At 33.7% G+C, this 17,794-nt stretch carries 17 protein-coding genes; 12 read left to right on the forward strand and 5 right to left on the reverse strand.

What is annotated here, in order from left to right; translation table 11 throughout:
* Positions 1-72: 72 nt before the first annotated feature.
* Both HCX49_RS02895 and HCX49_RS02900 read right to left on the reverse strand, forming a co-directional pair.
* Positions 73-699 (reverse strand): YIP1 family protein, encoded by a 627-nt coding sequence (locus tag HCX49_RS02895; protein WP_168126050.1) that lies wholly within the window; start codon positions 697-699, stop codon positions 73-75.
* A 191-nt stretch (positions 700-890) separates the two neighbouring features.
* Entirely contained in the window at positions 891-1,667 is a 777-nt protein-coding gene (locus HCX49_RS02900; RefSeq protein WP_168126051.1) for an NIPSNAP family protein, read from the reverse strand.
* Positions 1,668-2,197: 530 nt separating this feature from the next.
* On the opposite strand from HCX49_RS02900, the gene HCX49_RS25335 reads away from it, so the two are divergent.
* Positions 2,198-2,530 carry a hypothetical protein gene (locus HCX49_RS25335; protein ID WP_206368180.1) on the forward strand — a complete coding sequence of 111 codons (333 nt, stop codon included), beginning with the start codon at positions 2,198-2,200 and terminating at the stop codon, positions 2,528-2,530.
* Positions 2,496-3,938, forward strand: a complete 1,443-nt coding sequence (locus HCX49_RS02905) for an alpha-L-rhamnosidase C-terminal domain-containing protein (RefSeq protein ID WP_206368182.1) — start codon at positions 2,496-2,498, stop codon at positions 3,936-3,938. Before HCX49_RS25335 ends, HCX49_RS02905 begins: the two co-directional genes overlap by 35 nt.
* A gap of 306 nt (positions 3,939-4,244) precedes the next feature.
* Here the strand turns inward: HCX49_RS02905 and HCX49_RS02910 are convergent, their stop codons facing one another.
* Positions 4,245-5,309, reverse strand: coding sequence for a S41 family peptidase (locus HCX49_RS02910; RefSeq protein WP_168126052.1), 1,065 nt, complete (start codon positions 5,307-5,309; stop codon positions 4,245-4,247).
* Positions 5,310-6,203: 894 nt separating this feature from the next.
* On the opposite strand from HCX49_RS02910, the gene HCX49_RS02915 reads away from it, so the two are divergent.
* From HCX49_RS02915 to HCX49_RS02955, 9 genes are all read left to right on the forward strand, one after another.
* Positions 6,204-7,589, forward strand: a complete 1,386-nt coding sequence (locus HCX49_RS02915; RefSeq protein ID WP_168126053.1) for a hypothetical protein — start codon at positions 6,204-6,206, stop codon at positions 7,587-7,589.
* A gap of 3 nt (positions 7,590-7,592) precedes the next feature.
* The gene (locus HCX49_RS02920; protein ID WP_168126054.1) at positions 7,593-8,597 is read left to right on the forward strand and encodes an SPFH domain-containing protein; all 1,005 of its coding nucleotides are present in this window, start codon (positions 7,593-7,595) and stop codon (positions 8,595-8,597) included.
* Between the two features lie 3 nt (positions 8,598-8,600).
* On the forward strand, positions 8,601-8,822 hold the full coding sequence (locus HCX49_RS02925; protein ID WP_132771399.1) for a hypothetical protein: 222 nt from the start codon (positions 8,601-8,603) through the stop codon (positions 8,820-8,822).
* 542 nt (positions 8,823-9,364) lie between these two features.
* Positions 9,365-10,522 (forward strand): TlpA disulfide reductase family protein, encoded by a 1,158-nt coding sequence (locus HCX49_RS02930; protein WP_168126055.1) that lies wholly within the window; start codon positions 9,365-9,367, stop codon positions 10,520-10,522.
* Positions 10,523-10,858: 336 nt separating this feature from the next.
* The gene (locus tag HCX49_RS02935) at positions 10,859-11,782 is read left to right on the forward strand and encodes a Dyp-type peroxidase (RefSeq protein ID WP_168126056.1); all 924 of its coding nucleotides are present in this window, start codon (positions 10,859-10,861) and stop codon (positions 11,780-11,782) included.
* 330 nt (positions 11,783-12,112) lie between these two features.
* Complete coding sequence (locus HCX49_RS02940) at positions 12,113-12,286, forward strand: hypothetical protein (RefSeq protein WP_206368184.1); 174 nt, start codon at positions 12,113-12,115, stop codon at positions 12,284-12,286.
* Positions 12,287-12,450: 164 nt separating this feature from the next.
* Entirely contained in the window at positions 12,451-12,900 is a 450-nt protein-coding gene (locus HCX49_RS02945; RefSeq protein WP_132841663.1) for a lysozyme, read from the forward strand.
* A 5-nt stretch (positions 12,901-12,905) separates the two neighbouring features.
* Positions 12,906-13,286, forward strand: a complete 381-nt coding sequence (locus HCX49_RS02950) for a hypothetical protein (RefSeq protein WP_132841665.1) — start codon at positions 12,906-12,908, stop codon at positions 13,284-13,286.
* Positions 13,240-13,743 (forward strand): hypothetical protein, encoded by a 504-nt coding sequence (locus HCX49_RS02955; protein ID WP_168126057.1) that lies wholly within the window; start codon positions 13,240-13,242, stop codon positions 13,741-13,743. Before HCX49_RS02950 ends, HCX49_RS02955 begins: the two co-directional genes overlap by 47 nt.
* Positions 13,744-13,954: 211 nt before the next feature.
* Here the strand turns inward: HCX49_RS02955 and HCX49_RS02960 are convergent, their stop codons facing one another.
* The gene (locus tag HCX49_RS02960; protein WP_168126058.1) at positions 13,955-14,392 is read right to left on the reverse strand and encodes a hypothetical protein; all 438 of its coding nucleotides are present in this window, start codon (positions 14,390-14,392) and stop codon (positions 13,955-13,957) included.
* A 447-nt stretch (positions 14,393-14,839) separates the two neighbouring features.
* Here HCX49_RS02960 and HCX49_RS02965 point away from each other — a divergent pair, with 447 nt between their 5' ends.
* Positions 14,840-15,646 (forward strand): helix-turn-helix domain-containing protein, encoded by an 807-nt coding sequence (locus tag HCX49_RS02965; RefSeq protein WP_168126059.1) that lies wholly within the window; start codon positions 14,840-14,842, stop codon positions 15,644-15,646.
* A 345-nt stretch (positions 15,647-15,991) separates the two neighbouring features.
* On the opposite strand, the gene HCX49_RS02970 is transcribed toward HCX49_RS02965, so the two are convergent.
* Positions 15,992-17,248 carry a hypothetical protein gene (locus HCX49_RS02970; RefSeq protein ID WP_168126060.1) on the reverse strand — a complete coding sequence of 419 codons (1,257 nt, stop codon included), beginning with the start codon at positions 17,246-17,248 and terminating at the stop codon, positions 15,992-15,994.
* Positions 17,249-17,794 lie beyond the last annotated feature (546 nt).

Here is a 17,794-nt window from a genome sequence, read left to right on the forward strand (position 1 = left end):
TGCATTTTCCATGATCATTTTTGGATATTATCTCTTTCTTAGTGTTTGCGAAGAATTAAGTGATTGATTTTGTTAAAACAAGGATGCTATTACAGCAAAAACAACTACCAATATGATCACGGGTAAAATCATGCTTAGAATAGCTTTCCATATACTGAAGTTATTAACTGTAGCTATTCCTAAGACCATAAATATGGCGATATTTATGCCAACAAATCCATTTATTGTCATCAAAAATATTTTAAAGATTGTTTGGGACCAACTTTCATTATTTACCCAGAATGATATACTGAAAAAGGAAATACCATATATCAGAGATCCGATGATATACAATAGTAATACGATTATCCCTGGTATGGATGAATAGGCAATAACGCGGAGAATATCTGCTGCACTTGCTACACCTTTTAGCCATCTCGCAGTACCAGCTAAGATGTAAGCAAACATTATGTAAAAAAGTAAGCTAATGCCCGACCCAAAAATTACAACTTTGAAGAAAAGTTCTGTCCAACTTTCAATATTGAGTTTACCCGAGGATATTCTTCCAAATTGACTTCCTAATAGCGCTAGGTAAAGTAGAAGCCAAGCATACTTATTATACCAGTGCTCTTGTGTAAATCTAAAGAACCACTTAGGTCTTGTATATAAATTCGTGATAATAAATTTAAAATCTTGATTTTCGGGAAGGTCTATATTCATGTTGTCATATATGGTTGATCAAATTTAATTATTTAATTAATCCATGCAAATTTATTTTTCGTTTGTTTAAAAATTTGGTTGATTCCGTATTTACATATGCTTATTCCTGGAAATTTATCATGTATGTGCGGATGGGGATAGTAATGTGGTAGAATCAAATTATTGAATTTTAGAAAGGTAAGATTTTGCTTTTAAACCTGAGAGTAATTTGTGGGTATTAAAAATGTATTGTTAATTTTAGAAATAGTATTTGCATATTGAGGATCGGACACCAATTTTTTCCATTCAGGATCAGCAATGAAATCAACCCATCCCTTATTACGTTCCTCCATATTTTTACAGGTGATCAAATAGGTGAGACGAGGTAACCTGTCGCCTGCAATCACTTCACCACAGAATACCGGATTTAATTTTGCTCTTTTGAAGATAGGAAATTCGCCATCATGAAACATTTTAATTTTTCTTTTTACAGCATCTTCACTGTAGCCTTCATATGTTCTTAGCTCAAATATCCGCGATTTATCGGATGGAATAGTGATTTTAGGCCAACCTTCGAAGGCAATCATTAAGGAAGATTTAAAACGATCATATAGCGCTTTGTCTTCGGGAATACTGTTATATGTAGCGCTATTTTCAATGTAATCTGCATCCATTTTTACTTTTGTATTGACGGATAGGTAATTGTCAAGAGAAGAGTAAGGGGTTAATAAGTAAAATTTGGCAGGCTCAGATGGAACCAATTCTTTGAATACACCAACTGCTTTTACACCATATTTATTCAGTGCGGGAATAAGGGCAGATTTAAAATAATTGTCCAGTTGTTGCTGGTCAGAACCGAATCGTATTTCGTATTCACGCCATTCATATATTTCCTGCTCAGTTGCATTATTATCGGCTCCTATTACTGGAATTATCGTTGTTGCTAAACCTGCAGTTAGTGAAGATTGAAGAAATTTTCTGCGTTTCATACTGGTCAATGGTTTTATAATAAATGATTTAGATAGAATAAATATATAAATTTAATCCTATTTTCTATAAGGCCGTTCTAATAAATAATCAGAAGTTTAGTGTGTGGAAACTTTTTTTGAAGATGGTTTTTACCTCAAACAGAAATCTTATTTATGAAAATAAGCTCATCATAGAGATAAAAGGCAATTTTGGTTAATATATTTTTATCAACTGCTTGTACTAGAGAATGAAAATAAATATGTTGGGTAAGTTACAGGTCTTTGGCAAGCATTCCTATAGACACTTATTTTTGCTTATGCCTGAAGCTAATTATGTCTTGGCAATATTCCATAGTGGTGAGACCTACAAGTGAAGGATACCTTTATGCTTTAATTAGTTTTTATAAAGCTTTGGTTTTGTGCTAAAGATTCTCCAATACAGAAAAAAACTTTTTGGTCTTAAGTAGTTGAAATTTATGTATCCATCATGAAAGTACAGGATAGTAGCCTCTTATTTATTTAATACATTTAATACTTATAAGTATCCCATTATGAATTCAAACCGTGCTATTTTAAGTTTCTTAATGCTTATTTTTTGCTTTTGTGAGATCAATGCGCAAAATAAATTAAGTGATAAGTTTAATCAAGTGAGCCCATTAACATCTGCATATGTTTATCCTACTCGTATCATATGGAAAGAGGGAAATGTGATACATGCTACAAATTTATTAAAGAGGGGTAATGGTCAGGCAAATTTATACAACCCCAATACTGTTGTATTTAAAAATGAAAATAATCAAATAGGGACTAGCATATTATTAGACTTTGGTATTCAGATGAATGCATCTATTGAAATTATCACAGGCATGTGGGGGGGGCAATAATTTACCGAAAAATGTTCGTATACGTTTCGGGGAATCAGTTAGTGAAGCAATGTCCGAAATTGGCGTTATGGGTGCTACTAATGACCATGCAATACGAGATTTTATGATGCAAGTACCGTGGCTTGGTCGCAATCGATCTGGTGAATCTGGTTTCAGATTTGTACGTATTGATTTTTTAGAACCTAATGCTGAATTACATTTGCGAGAAGTAAGGGCTATAGCTACCTTTCGAGATATTCCTTACCTAGGGAGCTTTAAAAGCAGTGATGAAAGACTTAATAAAATATGGGAAGTAGGTGCATACACTGTACATGTTAATATGCAAGACTATTTATGGGATGGTATAAAAAGGGATCGTTTAGTTTGGGTAGGAGATCTTCACCCTGAAGTATCTACTGTCAATACCGTATTTGGGTATAACGAAGTTGTCCCCAGAAGTTTAGATCTTGCGAGAGAATCGACACCGCTACCCAATTGGATGTCTGGACATAGTAGTTATTCGATGTGGTGGATTATCTTGCAATATGATTGGTATATGAATTATGGGAATTTAGGATATTTAAAGGAGCAGCAACCTTATTTACAAGGATTGGTTGAGCAAATTACTGGGAAGGTTATTAATGGAAAAGAACGGATGGATGGCGCTCGATTTTTAGATTGGCCATCAAGTGAGGATAGTGTTGCTGTACATGCAGGTCTTCAAGCACTAACTATAAGATCATTGGAGAATGCATCGGCTCTCTTTCAGATATTAGGTGATGATAGTTCAAAAAATAGATGTGACGAAACAGTTGCGCAGATGCGAAAATATATTCCGCCACTCCATCATTCAAAACAAGCCGCTGCATTGATGTCATTAGTCGGATTAATCGATGCAAAAAAAGCGTATACAGAGGTAGTATCTATAGGAGGGGCGAAAAATTTTTCAACCTTTTACGGTTATTACATGCTCGAAGCAATGGCGAAAGCAGGAAAGTATCAAGAAGCTATGGAAATTATCTCGACCTATTGGGGTGCTATGCTGGATCTAGGAGCGACAACATTTTGGGAAGATTTTAATATGGATTGGTTGCCCAATGCCAGTCGTATTGATGAGCTTGTACCAGAAGGAAAATCGGATATACATGCAGATTTTGGAGCTTACTGTTATAAAGGTTTTCGTCATAGCTTAGCACATGGCTGGGCTTCAGGACCAACAGCATGGTTGTCTGAGCATGTATTAGGAATTAAAGTAGCGCAACCAGGTGGAAGGGCATATACTGTTAAACCTAATTTAGGCGATCTTAATTGGGCAGAAGGAATATTTCCCACACCTTATGGGCAGATATATGTTAAGCATGTGAAAGAACATGGGCGTATCAAAACAGTGATCAAAGCACCTAAAGAAGTTAAAATAATACAACCATGAGGCGAAAAAAAGGATTGTATTTTGTTAAATAATACGACAAGATGTTTCTTGAAGTGTAGAAATGTGCACAGCAATCAGAATATGATCATCACCCTGCTCAATTGCTATGTGGATACCTGGAGTGGAGAATCCACGTTAAGATTTAGGCAATCAAAATTGTGGATGTTTTATAGTAACACAACTTTTATCCAAAACCGCAATAAAAGTTGTGTGCTATAGATTATCAATTATGGTATAAAAAAGCAATCTATGAATTTTGTTTTTCAACCCAACTGATAAAAAGAACCTTTGTTCTCAATATTCATCTTATTCATTTATATAATTCAGCGCAAAATTCAACCAATCTCCAACTGTATCATCTAAATACACATCAGGCTGAATTCCTATGTTGTCAATTGGATATTGAGGAAGTCTTGCTGAACGATAAGTTGGTAGGTATAGTGTATAATTCTCGCAACCAAACTTAAACTCTCTTATCGAACCATAATCCAACACTCCCATTGAAGGTGTTCCCAAAATTTTCACCTTTTTACTTTGACGTGCTGAAAATAAAAAATTCTCTCCGGCACTTGCTACATTTTTATTTGCTAAAATAATTATTTGTTTAGGTGCTTCAGATTTTAATGCTATCGTATCAATCGTCACTTTTTTACCATCATATAATATAAATTTGCCCAAATTATCTTTATATTCTTTTAGTCCATCTTCAATTTGGCTAATTGCTTTTAAAGAGTCTTTATGGACGTTTTGCATCGCATAATCTCGCAAGCCATTAATAACCGTATTCGTAGACAAAAATTCGACATTCATTATTCGCAAAGGATTTGTTAAAATATACGGTAGTAGAGGCTGATAAACATCATCAGTACCACCAAAATTATCTCTTATATCAATAATCAGTGCTTTAGATTTTTCAATTTTCTTTTGATTTAGTTTTATGAGCTCCTGTACAGGGGTAATATTGTCATATTTAAAACTTTGGATTTTTATATAAAAAACATTTGATGCTAACAACTTTCCATCTACCTCTTTTTCTTTCGGTTTTGATTCTCCCAAATTTTCGTTTTCATTCTTGTTTTTTATACTTGTTTGGATATAAATATGCTCGTCTTTAAAAAAAGAAACATAGTCATTTAACACCTTAATACAGTTGATATTAGCAGTAGTATCGGATTTTGCAATAACTAAAGCTTTATGATTATTGTATAAATCGAATTTTTCATCAGTTTTTTGCTTAAAACCTGGATAATCAACTTCTATTTTAGTTATTAAACGTTCTAATGCCATTTGACAATTGCATTCATTTTGAGCAAAAGATATATTTATAATACAAATTATAAAATAGGAAATTAATGGTATTCTTTTCTTCATGCGATATTAATTATTTAGTTTGTTGATGTCATTTTTTTTATTGAGGTTATAATCGATACTGCTAACGTTCGTCTTTCTGAAAATTTTAATTTATATAATCAAATGTACAAAATTATGAAAATCATAGCAGCTACTTAATCGGATTGATTTGTATCTTTTGATTTAGGAATTTGCAGATCCAGTGTCGTTATTAGAGATTCTAAAATTCCTTGATTGCCGTATTTGTCACAACAGATCTTTAAATCAGAGGTCCGTCAACTATGTCCTGTATATGATAGTCCTGAAGCGCCTTAAATGCTCCAAATCGCGCATCCCATTATTCGGATCTTCTTTTAACGTTGTTCGTACCTTCTTTTAACACGCTTTTAATTTCTCCCATAGTTGCACAGTACCTGCACCGTCCTTTTCCTTGTGCATGGACGGTGCAAGGGTGGTGCAAGTACGGTGTAGTTACGACTTTTGTTAAAAGCGGGGTACTATCATGTAACCTAATGGTGCAAAAGAGGTATTTATATCTTGCGGTAAATCTAAGTTGTTTTATTGTCTGATGGTGCTTAACTTCATATGTTGAACCTATATAAACCGATATCAGGCTATATTTAACGTTATCATGACACGTTGCTTCTGTATTTCCAGCAAATTAAAACAAACTATTTTAAGGAATTAACGTTATGGCACCAGCGAATGGAAACAAAAGCCAAGTAAGAACGAATAAAAACCACATATGTAAACTGTTTTAAACTGTAATGATAAGGAAGAAACTGTCAAAAATCAGAAGGGATTTAATCTCTTTACTATTCTGGTTATTTTGATAGCTAATCTTTAATTTGAATAATTATTTCACAGACATGAGATATTATTTATATTTTTAGTATTATAATCTGTAAAGAGAACATGGCAAAACAAATTAAGGCGTTAAAATGTCCACATTGTGGTAGTGTTAAGAAGCAGAATATTAAAGAAGACCATTATATCTGCAACAATTGTGGCACTGAGTACTTTTTGGATAATGACGATATTAACGTTAATGTAAAGCATCAATACGGCGACGGAAGATTTAATGGACTAGATCCGAAAACCAAAAAGTATCTATTTTTTGTTGTAGCTGGCATTTTGTTTTTTTTAATTTTTAGCAGTATTATCAGAACCTGTGGAAACAAAAGTGGAGGTATTTCGACTTTAGTCTCTTCCGACGATTCACCTAAGAAAAAGGAATATGTAGATCGAATCAAGGAATATTTAGCATTTACAGCATATAATAGTAAAAATCCGATGTTTCTTTTTATTATTAATCGTAGCAAAGATGCTTTTTCTCGGGAAGGTGCTGAATATTTTGCACGCTTTTATGATCCATTAAAAGAGAAAATAGTTAATGATATCCCACTTCCAGGATGGAAAGATGATTTTTATATACAAACTCGGGTTTTTAGCGATGGTGGATTTTATATCTGTGCTGATAAGAGCAATAAGGTATATAAAATTGATCCGGCAAAAAATGAAGTCATAGATGTAACGAATACCTTTTTTGGTGATGTTCCTGAATTTTCTTCTGGTATAGCTACTTTAAAATTTACACAAGATCGGGAAGGAGATGGTTTTAATATCATGACCAACGATGGGAAGGAATACTACTACTACCCTTTAGTTCGAAAAATCTATAAAGATCATATGCAGAGACGTGAGGCCGGTACAGGGCTTGCCAGCCTGTTGCCAGGCGCGAGAACGTCAGTTTATTATACATTTTCCGAAAAAAGCAGTGATTATCCAGAAGAGAAAATCCAATTGATAAAATATTGGTATAAAAACAATTCCGGTTATCCGATTATGCTTCCTTATAGTTATCAAGTGAGTTGGCAGAAGGTGTATCAATATCCAAAGAAGTCTGGTATTTATTACGGTTCATTTCCATATACAAAGAAATTGGTGAAAGAACCTCGGATTACAAAATTTGTTGATCTCACACCAGATCGTCTATATTTTAAAGCTGATATCGGATACCAAGATAGTACGAGTTTGTATATTACAGGATTGCCAGATGCCAATCCTGAAGGTCATACCTATATTCAGAAAATCGATACCGAAAGTGGGAAAATCATTTGGACATATACACCCAAAAGCGATAATTACGCTGTTGAAAGTGATATGTACGGTTATACTGGAGGAGTTGTTTTTAGTTATTACGATAGATCGGGGGCTTCCAGTTCCAATCGGATCATCATTATAGCTAATGATGGTACAGTACTGAAAGATATAGACAGAGACGAAATATTTAAAAGATAGAACATGGGACTATTTAATTTTTTTAAGAGGCAAATAGCCACGGTTATAGAATGGCAACCACAGGATCAAAACGTATTGATATGGCGGTATCGGGCGGCTACAGACGAAATAAAAAATGCAAGTAAATTGATTATTTCTCCGGGACAGGGATGTGTTCTTGTTTATGAAGGCAGGATTACAGATGTGATCGACGAGGACGGGGTATACAACATCCGCACAGATAATCATCCATTTATCACTTCTCTGCTCAAAGTCGCACAGTTGTTTGAAAGTGAGCATAAAATGGGACTTTACTATTATCGTAAAGCTGAAGTTCTGAATCAGGGCTGGGGTACAGCTTCACCGATCAAGTATTTTGACGACTATTATAAGATTCCTATTCAGCTCTCAGCTTATGGTAATTTTTCATATCGACTCAAAGATCCGGCGAAGTTTTTTTCCAACTATGTCGGTTCACAGGATAACTATACTACCGAGTCTTTTCGTGAAGTCGTGCAGTCTCGAATTCTTCAAGTCTTAACTTCTAGTTTTGCGAAAGAAAAATTAGCTTTTACGGAGATAGATGCAGAGATTGATCGCTTGTCTAGCGATATGAAAGAACAGCTCCTAAAGGATCTAGAAACATTCGGCGTTCAGCTACATGATTTCAGGATTGAGGGTAATTCTTTTGATCAGGATACTCAAGATCGTATTGGAAAGATTGCTGATATTACTGCTGACAGCCATGCGGCGACTGAAGGTGGTCTTACCTATGTTGAGTTGGAAAAACTCCGTGCGTTGCGTGACGCTGCTAAAAACGAAGGCGGTTTAGCGGGAGCAGGAGTGGGATTGGGAGCAGGTATGAGCTTAGGAAAAGTATTTAGTAATTCAATTGATGAAGTTACACAGCCTGTGGCGGGTGTAGATCCTATGGAGCAATTAAGAAAGTTAAAACTGCTGCTCGACGAAAATATCATTACGCAGGAAGAATTTGATCAGAAGAAAAAAGAGTATTTAAATAAATTTTAGCCGATGAAACATCTCATTACATTTCTATTTGTAGCGTCATTACTCGTATTGGGATTTGTCGCCCTGAATTATATCTGGAAGTGGTTCCCGATAGATTATACTGGACTCGTAAAAGTGTTTATATCTATATTGGTGGTTATTTTCATTGGGACAGGGCTTGCAATGGTCTTTAGTGCTGGATATGCAAGAAAAGATAATCAGCGGGATGTAGGAAAAAAAGATTAATCTTATTTCATAGAAATGAACTTAAGTGTTGATCATAAATATGCTTAGAAGAGCTTCATCTTCAAAATTATTTTAATCAAAGTAAGAATGCTCAATAAGAGTAAGATTTCCGTGTGATATAAAAAACGTATAACAGTCGTTTATTATTGTAAAATAAAAATCAAAGTGGAATTAATGAACGCGAGGACGTAAAAGAAATTACTGCGCAATGCCAAATTGGAAATAATACCACCATTCAACTGCTTAAGAAATTGAATTTTGCAGAAGTCAATAGTAAATATTCGATGTTTCTCTAGGTTTTTCCTACGTGTGGTGTTTAGTGATCTTGTGTAAACTAATTCCGATTATTGGCAATATATTCCATATAGATAACACCTGTGTTTGATGTTATCATAAAAGACCCTCTATAAATCAACGCACTATACAAATACTTGTAGCGAATCATATCCTTTACTTCACGTGTAATTATTTGTTAATTAAAGCAGTAATAATTATCTTGGTGAAGGGTATTTTATGTTGCTTTAGATATTAAGCATTAGATTATGATTTTTAAAAGAGCAGTGAAAATTCTTGCTATTATATTTGTTTTCATCACTATCGTCACACCATTATTTTCACAACGAAAATTTGATATACAGGGTACTGGAAAACAAATACTGGATGGAGAAATAATATATTTAAGCTATAGAAATGAAGGGCGATATATTTTGGATTCCACATTTGTTAAGAATAATAGTTTTAAGTTTGAAGGAATTATAGAAAATATACCTATTCGGGCTTCTTTATATCGGAATCAGAATCCTACGCACAATTATGATTTTATTTACGATCGGTTAAGCTTATACCTCGAAGAGGGAATAATTTCTGTTCAAAGTATGGATTCGTTAAATAATGCGCGTATAAGTGGAACTGCTGTCAATAACACGTTTCAACTATTACAGGAAAGATTAGCTCTTTTGGAAAAAGAACGACTTTCAATAAAAGATCCAGATTACTTTAGCGAAGAAGAAAGGAAAGATACTGCTTTAGTAAATAAGAATAGGAGTTTACTGGAAGCTAATTATTATAAACAATTTGATGTTCAACTAGCATTTGCCAAAGAATTTTCTAACTCCTATGTCAGCCTAGATCTTGTGAACAACATAGCCAGGAATAATAAATACAATCATTTAGCGGAAGAGGTATTTAATTTATTATCTGATAGTCTACTGCAATTGCCAAAGGCTGCAGTAACAAAAGAGTCTTTTTTAAATAAAAACAAGGTTCGCATTGGATCTATTGCCCCTGAATTTGAAATGAACGATAGGTTTGGAAGAAATATTAAATTGTCAAATTACAGAGGTAAGTATTTATTGTTAGATTTTTGGGCATCGTGGTGTTTACCCTGTAGGCAAGAACATCCAAACTTAATAGCGGTTTATGATGATTTTAAAGGAGCTAATTTTGATATTTTGAGCGTTTCTATAGATAGCAAAAAAGATAAGTGGCTAAATGCTATTATTGAAGATGGTTTAATATGGAGTCAAATTTCTGATCTTAAAGCTAGTAACGGCGAAGTTTACCAGAAGTACGGTATAGGTACTATACCTTGCAACTTTTTACTTGATCCCCAGGGAAAAGTGATTGCTAAGGATTTAAAAGGTCAAGATTTGACAGATAAAATAAAAGAAGTAGTAAATATACAAGCGAATATGCACTAATTATGTTTATAAATATAATTTTGCTTTTTGAAATTTGTTTACAGGATCGAGTGTCTCACTGTTTTTGTTTTCCATATTATTCATACAAGTAGATCTATTTAATTCATAGTTTAATGAAATCCATCTCAATAGGTCTTGCTTTTTACTTCCTTCTCTAGAAAATGATTATCTTTAAACTTGATATAACTCCAAAATTGAATATAGGGGAATAAGCAGGGCGGGGGTACCGTATATTTGCATAAAGCAATAGCGCTGTCAAAAATGAACCATGTGATTACTTCTATGAGCGCTTAGGTCAAGAACGCTTAATGATAAAATTGATAAAGACTTTAATTTATGGATACTAATCCACAAAATGTATTAGATTATACAAATAACAACACCATTTTTATGGTATGGAATATTAAGAGTGGTATTGAGGTAAAAGAAACCTTCAAACAGCTCTGTGCTCTTATCATTAATCTTAATAATTCTGGAAATGTTCGCTTTCCAAATTCCGGAGCTAGCGTGGTCATGGGTATCAGTTTGGAAGCTTGGATTAAATTAGATTTACCTTTGCCGTTACCTAAGGAGTTTGAAGTTTTTGAACAAATTACGGGGAGCAAACATACAGCGGTATCCACAAGAGGAGATCTTCATTTTCACGTCAGAGCTAGTGAAAATAGTTATTGTATCGATACGGCAGCAGTTATTTCCACACTACTGCAAAATATAGCAGTTTGCGTAGAAGAAGTGCATGGTTTTAGATATTGGGACAGTCGCAGTATTCTTGGATTCGTAGACGGTACCGAAAATCCGCATGGCCAAGAAAGGGCCACTTTTGGAATTATAGGTGATGAAGATCCCGCTTATAAAGGATGTAGTTATTTGTTTGTACAGCAATATTTACATAATATGTCCGCATGGAAATCTTTGCCCGTGAGTGAACAGGAAAAAGTTATTGGTAGGTCGAAATCTGATGATATCGAGATGCCTGATGGTGTAAAACCCTCAAATTCACATTCAGCACTTGCAAATGTGGGTGATGATCTTAAAATTGTTCGAGACAATATGCCTTTTGGTAAAGTAGGGACCAATGAAATGGGGACTTATTTTATTGCTTACGCCAGCTCGTTTATTACGATAAAAAAGATGCTAAACAATATGTTTATCGGCGTGCCTGTAGGTAATTATGATCGAATATTAGATTTTAGCACTGCAAAAACGGGTACTTTATTTTTTGTTCCAACATTCGATATGCTGGATGCATTTTCGGACTAGGATATCGCTATCGATTAAATATAGCAAGACATAGTGTAAATTTTAAAAGACTTAAAATCTGCGGTAAACGAATAAAGCCATTCTATAAGGAATGGCTTTATTCGTTTACATAAACTTACGGTATTAACTGTATTGATTAAAACCAGTCTTATTGCAGCTTGGGCTCGCTATATTGTTGTTAGGTAAGAAGTTGTTGCGTATCAGCATGATCTATGAAGACCGTGTTTTATTATTTTCGGTATCTTGTCTATACCGCTTACATACTCCATATTTCTAGTCTTTTTATACTGTATGCCCATTACTTTTGTAGTAAGATAAATCAAATTAGATATGGCAAACATGAAAGAGAAGTTTTTAATCGCCCTCACAGCACAATATAAAGATCTGGGATTTGGGGCAAATGCAATTGTAAAAGTAGCTCACTATTTAGCAAAAAAAGTACTTTATGAAGAAGATATTGATGGGGTTTTCCAAGATGTAGAAGGGTTGTTAAATACTTTTTAAACTGATGGAGATATAGGTGGTTAGCTTATGGTTGAGAAAGTTAAAGTGTTCATCATGAATTCTTGGCTATTGTTGCCAATAACTTTTGATTTATTTCTGTTTTGAAAAATAGAATCTATGAGCTCTCCTGTTGGAGGGCTTTTTTTAACATAAATACTTGAATTATGAAAATAGGACAAAAAGGATTACAACTAATAAAAGATTTTGAAGGTTGGTATAGCACTCCCTATAGGGATCCCATAGGTATTGCGACTATTGGCTACGGATTTACCTATTACTTACCTAACCGTCGAAAAGTGAAGATGGATGATCCACCATTAACCAGGATAGAAGGAGAAGCTATGCTTTTAGAAATTCTATCCAATTATGAGAATGACGTTAAACGATTGTTAATGAAAAAATTAAATCAAAATCAATTCGATGCATTAGTGTCTTTTACTTACAATCTTGGCGCAACTAATTTAGGAAAGTCAACATTGCTAAAGAAGATTAATACCAATCCTGAAGACACTCGTATTGTTGAAGAATTTCTAAAATGGAATAAGGCTGGAGGGAAGATTTTACCTGGTCTTATTCGCAGAAGACAGGCAGAATCAGATTTATATTTTAGTTAGTGTATATGGAATTGATAGAATTATTAGAGCGGTTTGGAGCTCCGTTGATTACTGGAATCTGCGGTTATCTCGTTGGGCGTCCAAAACAAAAAGCAGAGGTGGAAGCCACCAATGTTGAAAATGCAGGTAAAGTCATAGATAAATGGGCCAGTTATGCAGATCATCTGGAGAAAAACATTGAACAGTTGCGTGCTGCAATTGAAGAATTGAATGAAGCACTGGAGCTAGTTAATGATGAAAAAGCTTTTTGTGCAAAGACATTAACGAAGTTACAGATCGAATACGATGACCTCAAAAAGCTTTATAACGAGTTACAGATTGAATTAAGGAGGATGAAAAATGAAAAAAATATTAAAATTGACCGCCATCATGTTACTGGTGAGTAGCTGCGGTCTCTTAAAGAAAAAATCGAAGGTAGTAGAATCACAAAAGTATGAAGCCGGCACAACAATGCAGGGAGATTTCCGGTATAATCACCAAACTCAAATAAAAAGGAAAGCGAATGTACAATCATTTGCTAAGTTAGATGGTGAGTCTAAAACAGAATTTGAAGGAGAAGATATTACGCTGGAAAAAAATGGAAACGTTCGAATGGGTAAAGGAAAAGTCATTATTCATGAAATCGAGCGATCCAATACAATGCAATTAGTAAATCGGACAGAAGATATAAATTACTCTGAAAAAAAACAAGCATCCCATGCGGCAAAGCAAAGAGTTGCTTTTAAAAAAGTTTCGTCAAAGCAGGTAAGTAAACCGGAATACCACTTCTTTATCTGGTTTTTCGCAGCCTTAATTATTATGATATTTCTTTGGTTCCGCTGGCTAAAGAAAAAGATTAAATAATTATGCTTCATAAATAAAAAGACCACTTACAGTTTGATAAGATGGTCTTTTATTATTTCTTGAAGGCGGTTTCTGTATGGGCAGTGTAAATGGTTTTTCTGATTAAATTCCTGGTTATTTTTAGAAATAAATACATATTAGACTTTATGTATGAGGCGTGCTGTTATCATCAATTTTTGATTAGGTAATTCCACATAACGATATTACTTATTTAGTTACTATTAGATCGGCTATGAATGAGATAATAATTTGCGATCTGTTTGATTTCTTTTTTAAAATCACTGTAGAGATCGTATTGATTACATGCGCAGATAATAGATTTTTGTAAAGTATCGTTGCTGATATTTAAATAAGGTAAAGTTTCCTTATAAATGGAGCTTTTAACCTTGGTTTTTAATAATACTAATTTTTCAGGTTGAAAGATTCTTAATACAACCGATATGGCTTTATAGCGATGTTGGATATCTTTATAGTTGATATATTCACCTCTGATCTGCACAGGATTGATACCCACAAAAGCACAGTAGCAGTCAAGTACCGCATGAATTTTGGACAAATCAGGTTCATACATCTTATTGATCGTTTTTAGTACTTCCGGATGATTTTCTGTTAAAAAGTTCATAATAAAAGAATGATATAATGTGTTCATGTTTTTAATTGTTAATCGTTTTATAATTCAGTTAGCGGAATACAAAGCTGTCATAATCGGACACTTGATGATGATCTGGACTGGAATTGTGATCCATGATGCCGGATGAGCAGATTATTAGGTCGTGTGGCTAATGCTAGTGGTGCTGATTTTATTTTCATAATCTTATTTTTGACTTATATATTGCTATAATATTTAAATGGAATTTCAAATGTTAAACAAAGTTAAACATTAAAGTTAAACTTGCAAGATTTTTTGCAATTAATATTAGGCTGTTATAACACTAATATTGAAAATTATAAACTTTTTTGTTTACAATTAAATTATTGAAATAGAGTATTTTACGTGTTTTTTATTGCAAATTATTTGTTAAGGTTAACTAGATTGTGTAACTTAGTCTCAGGTTGTTATATTATTGTGTAACAATTGTTAAATACTATGAAAATCATGGAATTATACCTAAGTAATAATTTTGAGGTATTACGCTTGGAAATGAAGGTGACCAATCGTGAATTTGCAGCTATTTTAGGTGTAAGAGAGCAAGTCTATTCACGTATTAAAAAAGGCGAATATCCAATTGGTCTTACGATGAAGACGCGCATAGAAAATGCCTTTCCGAAGGTCAATTATGATTGGTTGGTGCATAATAGTGGAGAACGTGAGAAGCGTGAATTTGCTGTTCAGTCAGGTTCTGTTTCTATGATGCATGTGGGCAACGGTAAATCCATCGGTTATTTTTCGGATGAAGTGAAATTCATGGATGAAAATAAAAATAATATCTTTTTTGAAGTTTCCCCTGGTCGCTATTTGATGCAAACCAAATTAGTGACGGAGAAGGCAAAAGCGGGTTATTTATCAGGTTTTTCCGATTCTGAATATATGGATGATTTACCTGCACATTTTATTACGGTCAATGAGTTCCACCGTGGTATATATCGTTCTTTTGAAGTCAGTGGCGACAGTATGACAGATGGAACGGATGCAAGTGTTTTGGATGGCGATATCGTTACTGGACGTTTGATAAAAAGAGAATTGTGGCAATCTAAATTTCATACCCATAAATATCGCTATTGGGTTATTCTCCACCGCTACGAAGGTGTCATTATCAAAGAAATTATCGATCATGTTGTTGAGAAAGGAATACTTACCTTACATTCTCTAAATACCGATAAGGATAGATATCCAGATTTTACGATTATTCTCGATGATGTCGATCAGATATTCAATGTCGTGGATATCAGTCGGTCGCTATAGTCTGCTCAAATAAAAGCTGATGCTCGCACAGTTTATTTTATGATGTGAGAAATCTCTTATTATAACCTGTCGATTAAAGCCAGCTTATTATTAATAAAGTCTGCGTTTTGATTAAATTTTAGAAATTGAAATATTTGGTTCTAACACATACTTAGTCAAAATGATCTGAAGGACAGTTACATAAAGAGGAGCGAGGTCTAGCGAAAATTGCTATTATGTCCTTTTCAAGTACCTTCATGTTGGGTAAAACTGTTTGCTGTCTGAACTTTTTTGAAAAGCAATTTGTTGTGTGATTTTGCAATCATATTTCAAGGAATTTCTTCAACTGTAAAATTTCAATCTCGATTAGCAATTGTAATAAGGCTCAGGTGTTAGCACTTCAATGCCCAAAAGCTCTTGTAAAGGTTGCACATAGGCATCCAATGCATTTTGTTCGCCGTAATAAATTGCCACTAAATCATCAGATTTTAATCGAACAAAAAATTCGACATAACCACCACCTTTTGCAGGTAACACATTTTGTACAATAATTTGACTTATATCAGTACGATTAAACTGAATAGCATATTGATCTCCCGTAAAACCAAATGTGTGATCATTTGCTAGCCACACGGCATTGTGATATTGGACATTTTCATTCAATAATTGTGGTACGGCGATAACATGAGCATTATTTTTATAATCGGGCTGAAAATCTAACCAGGTTTCAAACGATAGAATTTTTGTTGTTTCTGGGTTTAATTCAATTGTGTCACGTGCAATTACTTCCGAATAATCCCTATAATTATTAATCGATAATGATGTTCCGCCGTCATCATATTGACTATCTACATCATAAGTATAACAGATCGACAAACCTATGCCATCTAAATTAAATGTTAGGTATTTTTGATCGTCCCGTTCGTATCCCGCATTTTCGATGTCAGTAGGAATTTCTTCCATCCAAAGTTTACGCAATTCGTAATAACTTTTATCGCTATTCGAGTCAGCATATAATGTTGTAAAATAAGATTGAACAGCAATATTTTGACGATCGTTTTCATCGTAATAAAACTCCAGATTATTTATAACTAAAGAACCTATTCGAACAGGATAATCGATTTTAAAGTAGCTCGTTTCAAACTCTGATTCGTACAAATGACCAATATTCAGTTTTAAGAATTCTTCGTATGATGTATCCCAAGAAACAAATAGAGGGGGAGTTGTTTGTACTTCAAGGCCATCAATATAGTCGCTGTGTCGTTCTGTAAGTATTTGATAATTTGTTTCCTTTTTATCAATCCAAATGCGGTGTTTCTGTTCCTTTTTGCTATTTATGATTTTAAAGAATAATGCATTGTCAAAGCCAAAACGTTCAGATAGTTGTGGATAGATTTTAGAAAAACCATTTTGCAGAATGGGAATGTAGTGTTGTCTGTAGTCGAACAAAAATAGGTATGGATCCTCACCCAAAATTTCGACGTAAGCATATTTTAATATAGATAAATTAACACGCTCTTCATTGGTATGATCTTCATAAAAAAGATGATCATCTTGGATATGGATATTTCCCGGTTCTGTTTCTTTCGGATAAGAATTGTTCTTTTTGAATAGATTGAGCATACGTGTTTGTTTTATATTTGACTGTAATTGAAAAGATTCTCTATATCAAAGATAAGTAGTTTTCTCTTTTGAAGAATTAGCTGAAAATGGGGGTTTTTGACTGCCAGGTCAATTCTATATGAAAATATCCAATCGGAAATTTCAGATCTCAATTAGCCAAATTTAAAAAATCACCATTCTCGTTTTAAGCTGCCAATCCAAATAAAAATACATTGTATCCATTTGGGCGTCACACGTTTTGTAATACAGAAATATAAGTCGCAATTTTTTAGTGAGAGCCAAGTCGTAAGATGTGGTTTTTTTTATATTTTTATTTAGGCCAATGATATGTGGATCTTATCTCTTTTTTAATCATAAGTTGGATGTTTTTTAGAAAAAGAGAATGTATTTATTTTATTCAATTTCATGTATTTTAAGTTGTCTTTCTGTTCATAGTTAGTACATTAAAAATGTTCTTATCCTACTATTGATTATATAAAAAAAGAAAAAGTAATCTCATTTCTTAAACTGGTTTAATTACTTTCATTTCTGTAAGATATAATTTTG

This window comes from Sphingobacterium sp. B16(2022) (assembly GCF_012030425.1).
GTDB classification, from domain to species: Bacteria; Bacteroidota; Bacteroidia; order Sphingobacteriales; family Sphingobacteriaceae; genus Sphingobacterium; species Sphingobacterium anhuiense.

Bases quoted from the DNA above. Each gene is read 5' to 3' on its own strand.
- HCX49_RS02940 (WP_206368184.1), top strand. From the start codon at position 12,113: ATGGCAAACATGAAAGAGAAGTTTTTAATCGCCCTCACAGCACAATAT.
- HCX49_RS02965 (WP_168126059.1), top strand. From the start codon at position 14,840: ATGGAATTATACCTAAGTAATAATTTTGAGGTATTACGCTTGGAAATG.
- HCX49_RS02970 (WP_168126060.1), bottom strand. From the start codon at position 17,248: ATGCTCAATCTATTCAAAAAGAACAATTCTTATCCGAAAGAAACAGAA.
- HCX49_RS02895 (WP_168126050.1), bottom strand. From the start codon at position 699: ATGAATATAGACCTTCCCGAAAATCAAGATTTTAAATTTATTATCACG.
- HCX49_RS02915 (WP_168126053.1), top strand. From the start codon at position 6,204: ATGGCAAAACAAATTAAGGCGTTAAAATGTCCACATTGTGGTAGTGTT.
- HCX49_RS02945 (WP_132841663.1), top strand. From the start codon at position 12,451: ATGAAAATAGGACAAAAAGGATTACAACTAATAAAAGATTTTGAAGGT.
- HCX49_RS02955 (WP_168126057.1), top strand. From the start codon at position 13,240: ATGAAAAAAATATTAAAATTGACCGCCATCATGTTACTGGTGAGTAGC.
- HCX49_RS02935 (WP_168126056.1), top strand. From the start codon at position 10,859: ATGGATACTAATCCACAAAATGTATTAGATTATACAAATAACAACACC.
- HCX49_RS02910 (WP_168126052.1), bottom strand. From the start codon at position 5,309: ATGAAGAAAAGAATACCATTAATTTCCTATTTTATAATTTGTATTATA.
- HCX49_RS02920 (WP_168126054.1), top strand. From the start codon at position 7,593: ATGGGACTATTTAATTTTTTTAAGAGGCAAATAGCCACGGTTATAGAA.
- HCX49_RS02930 (WP_168126055.1), top strand. From the start codon at position 9,365: ATGATTTTTAAAAGAGCAGTGAAAATTCTTGCTATTATATTTGTTTTC.
- HCX49_RS02950 (WP_132841665.1), top strand. From the start codon at position 12,906: ATGGAATTGATAGAATTATTAGAGCGGTTTGGAGCTCCGTTGATTACT.
- HCX49_RS02960 (WP_168126058.1), bottom strand. From the start codon at position 14,392: ATGAACACATTATATCATTCTTTTATTATGAACTTTTTAACAGAAAAT.
- HCX49_RS25335 (WP_206368180.1), top strand. From the start codon at position 2,198: ATGAATTCAAACCGTGCTATTTTAAGTTTCTTAATGCTTATTTTTTGC.
- HCX49_RS02925 (WP_132771399.1), top strand. From the start codon at position 8,601: ATGAAACATCTCATTACATTTCTATTTGTAGCGTCATTACTCGTATTG.
- HCX49_RS02900 (WP_168126051.1), bottom strand. From the start codon at position 1,667: ATGAAACGCAGAAAATTTCTTCAATCTTCACTAACTGCAGGTTTAGCA.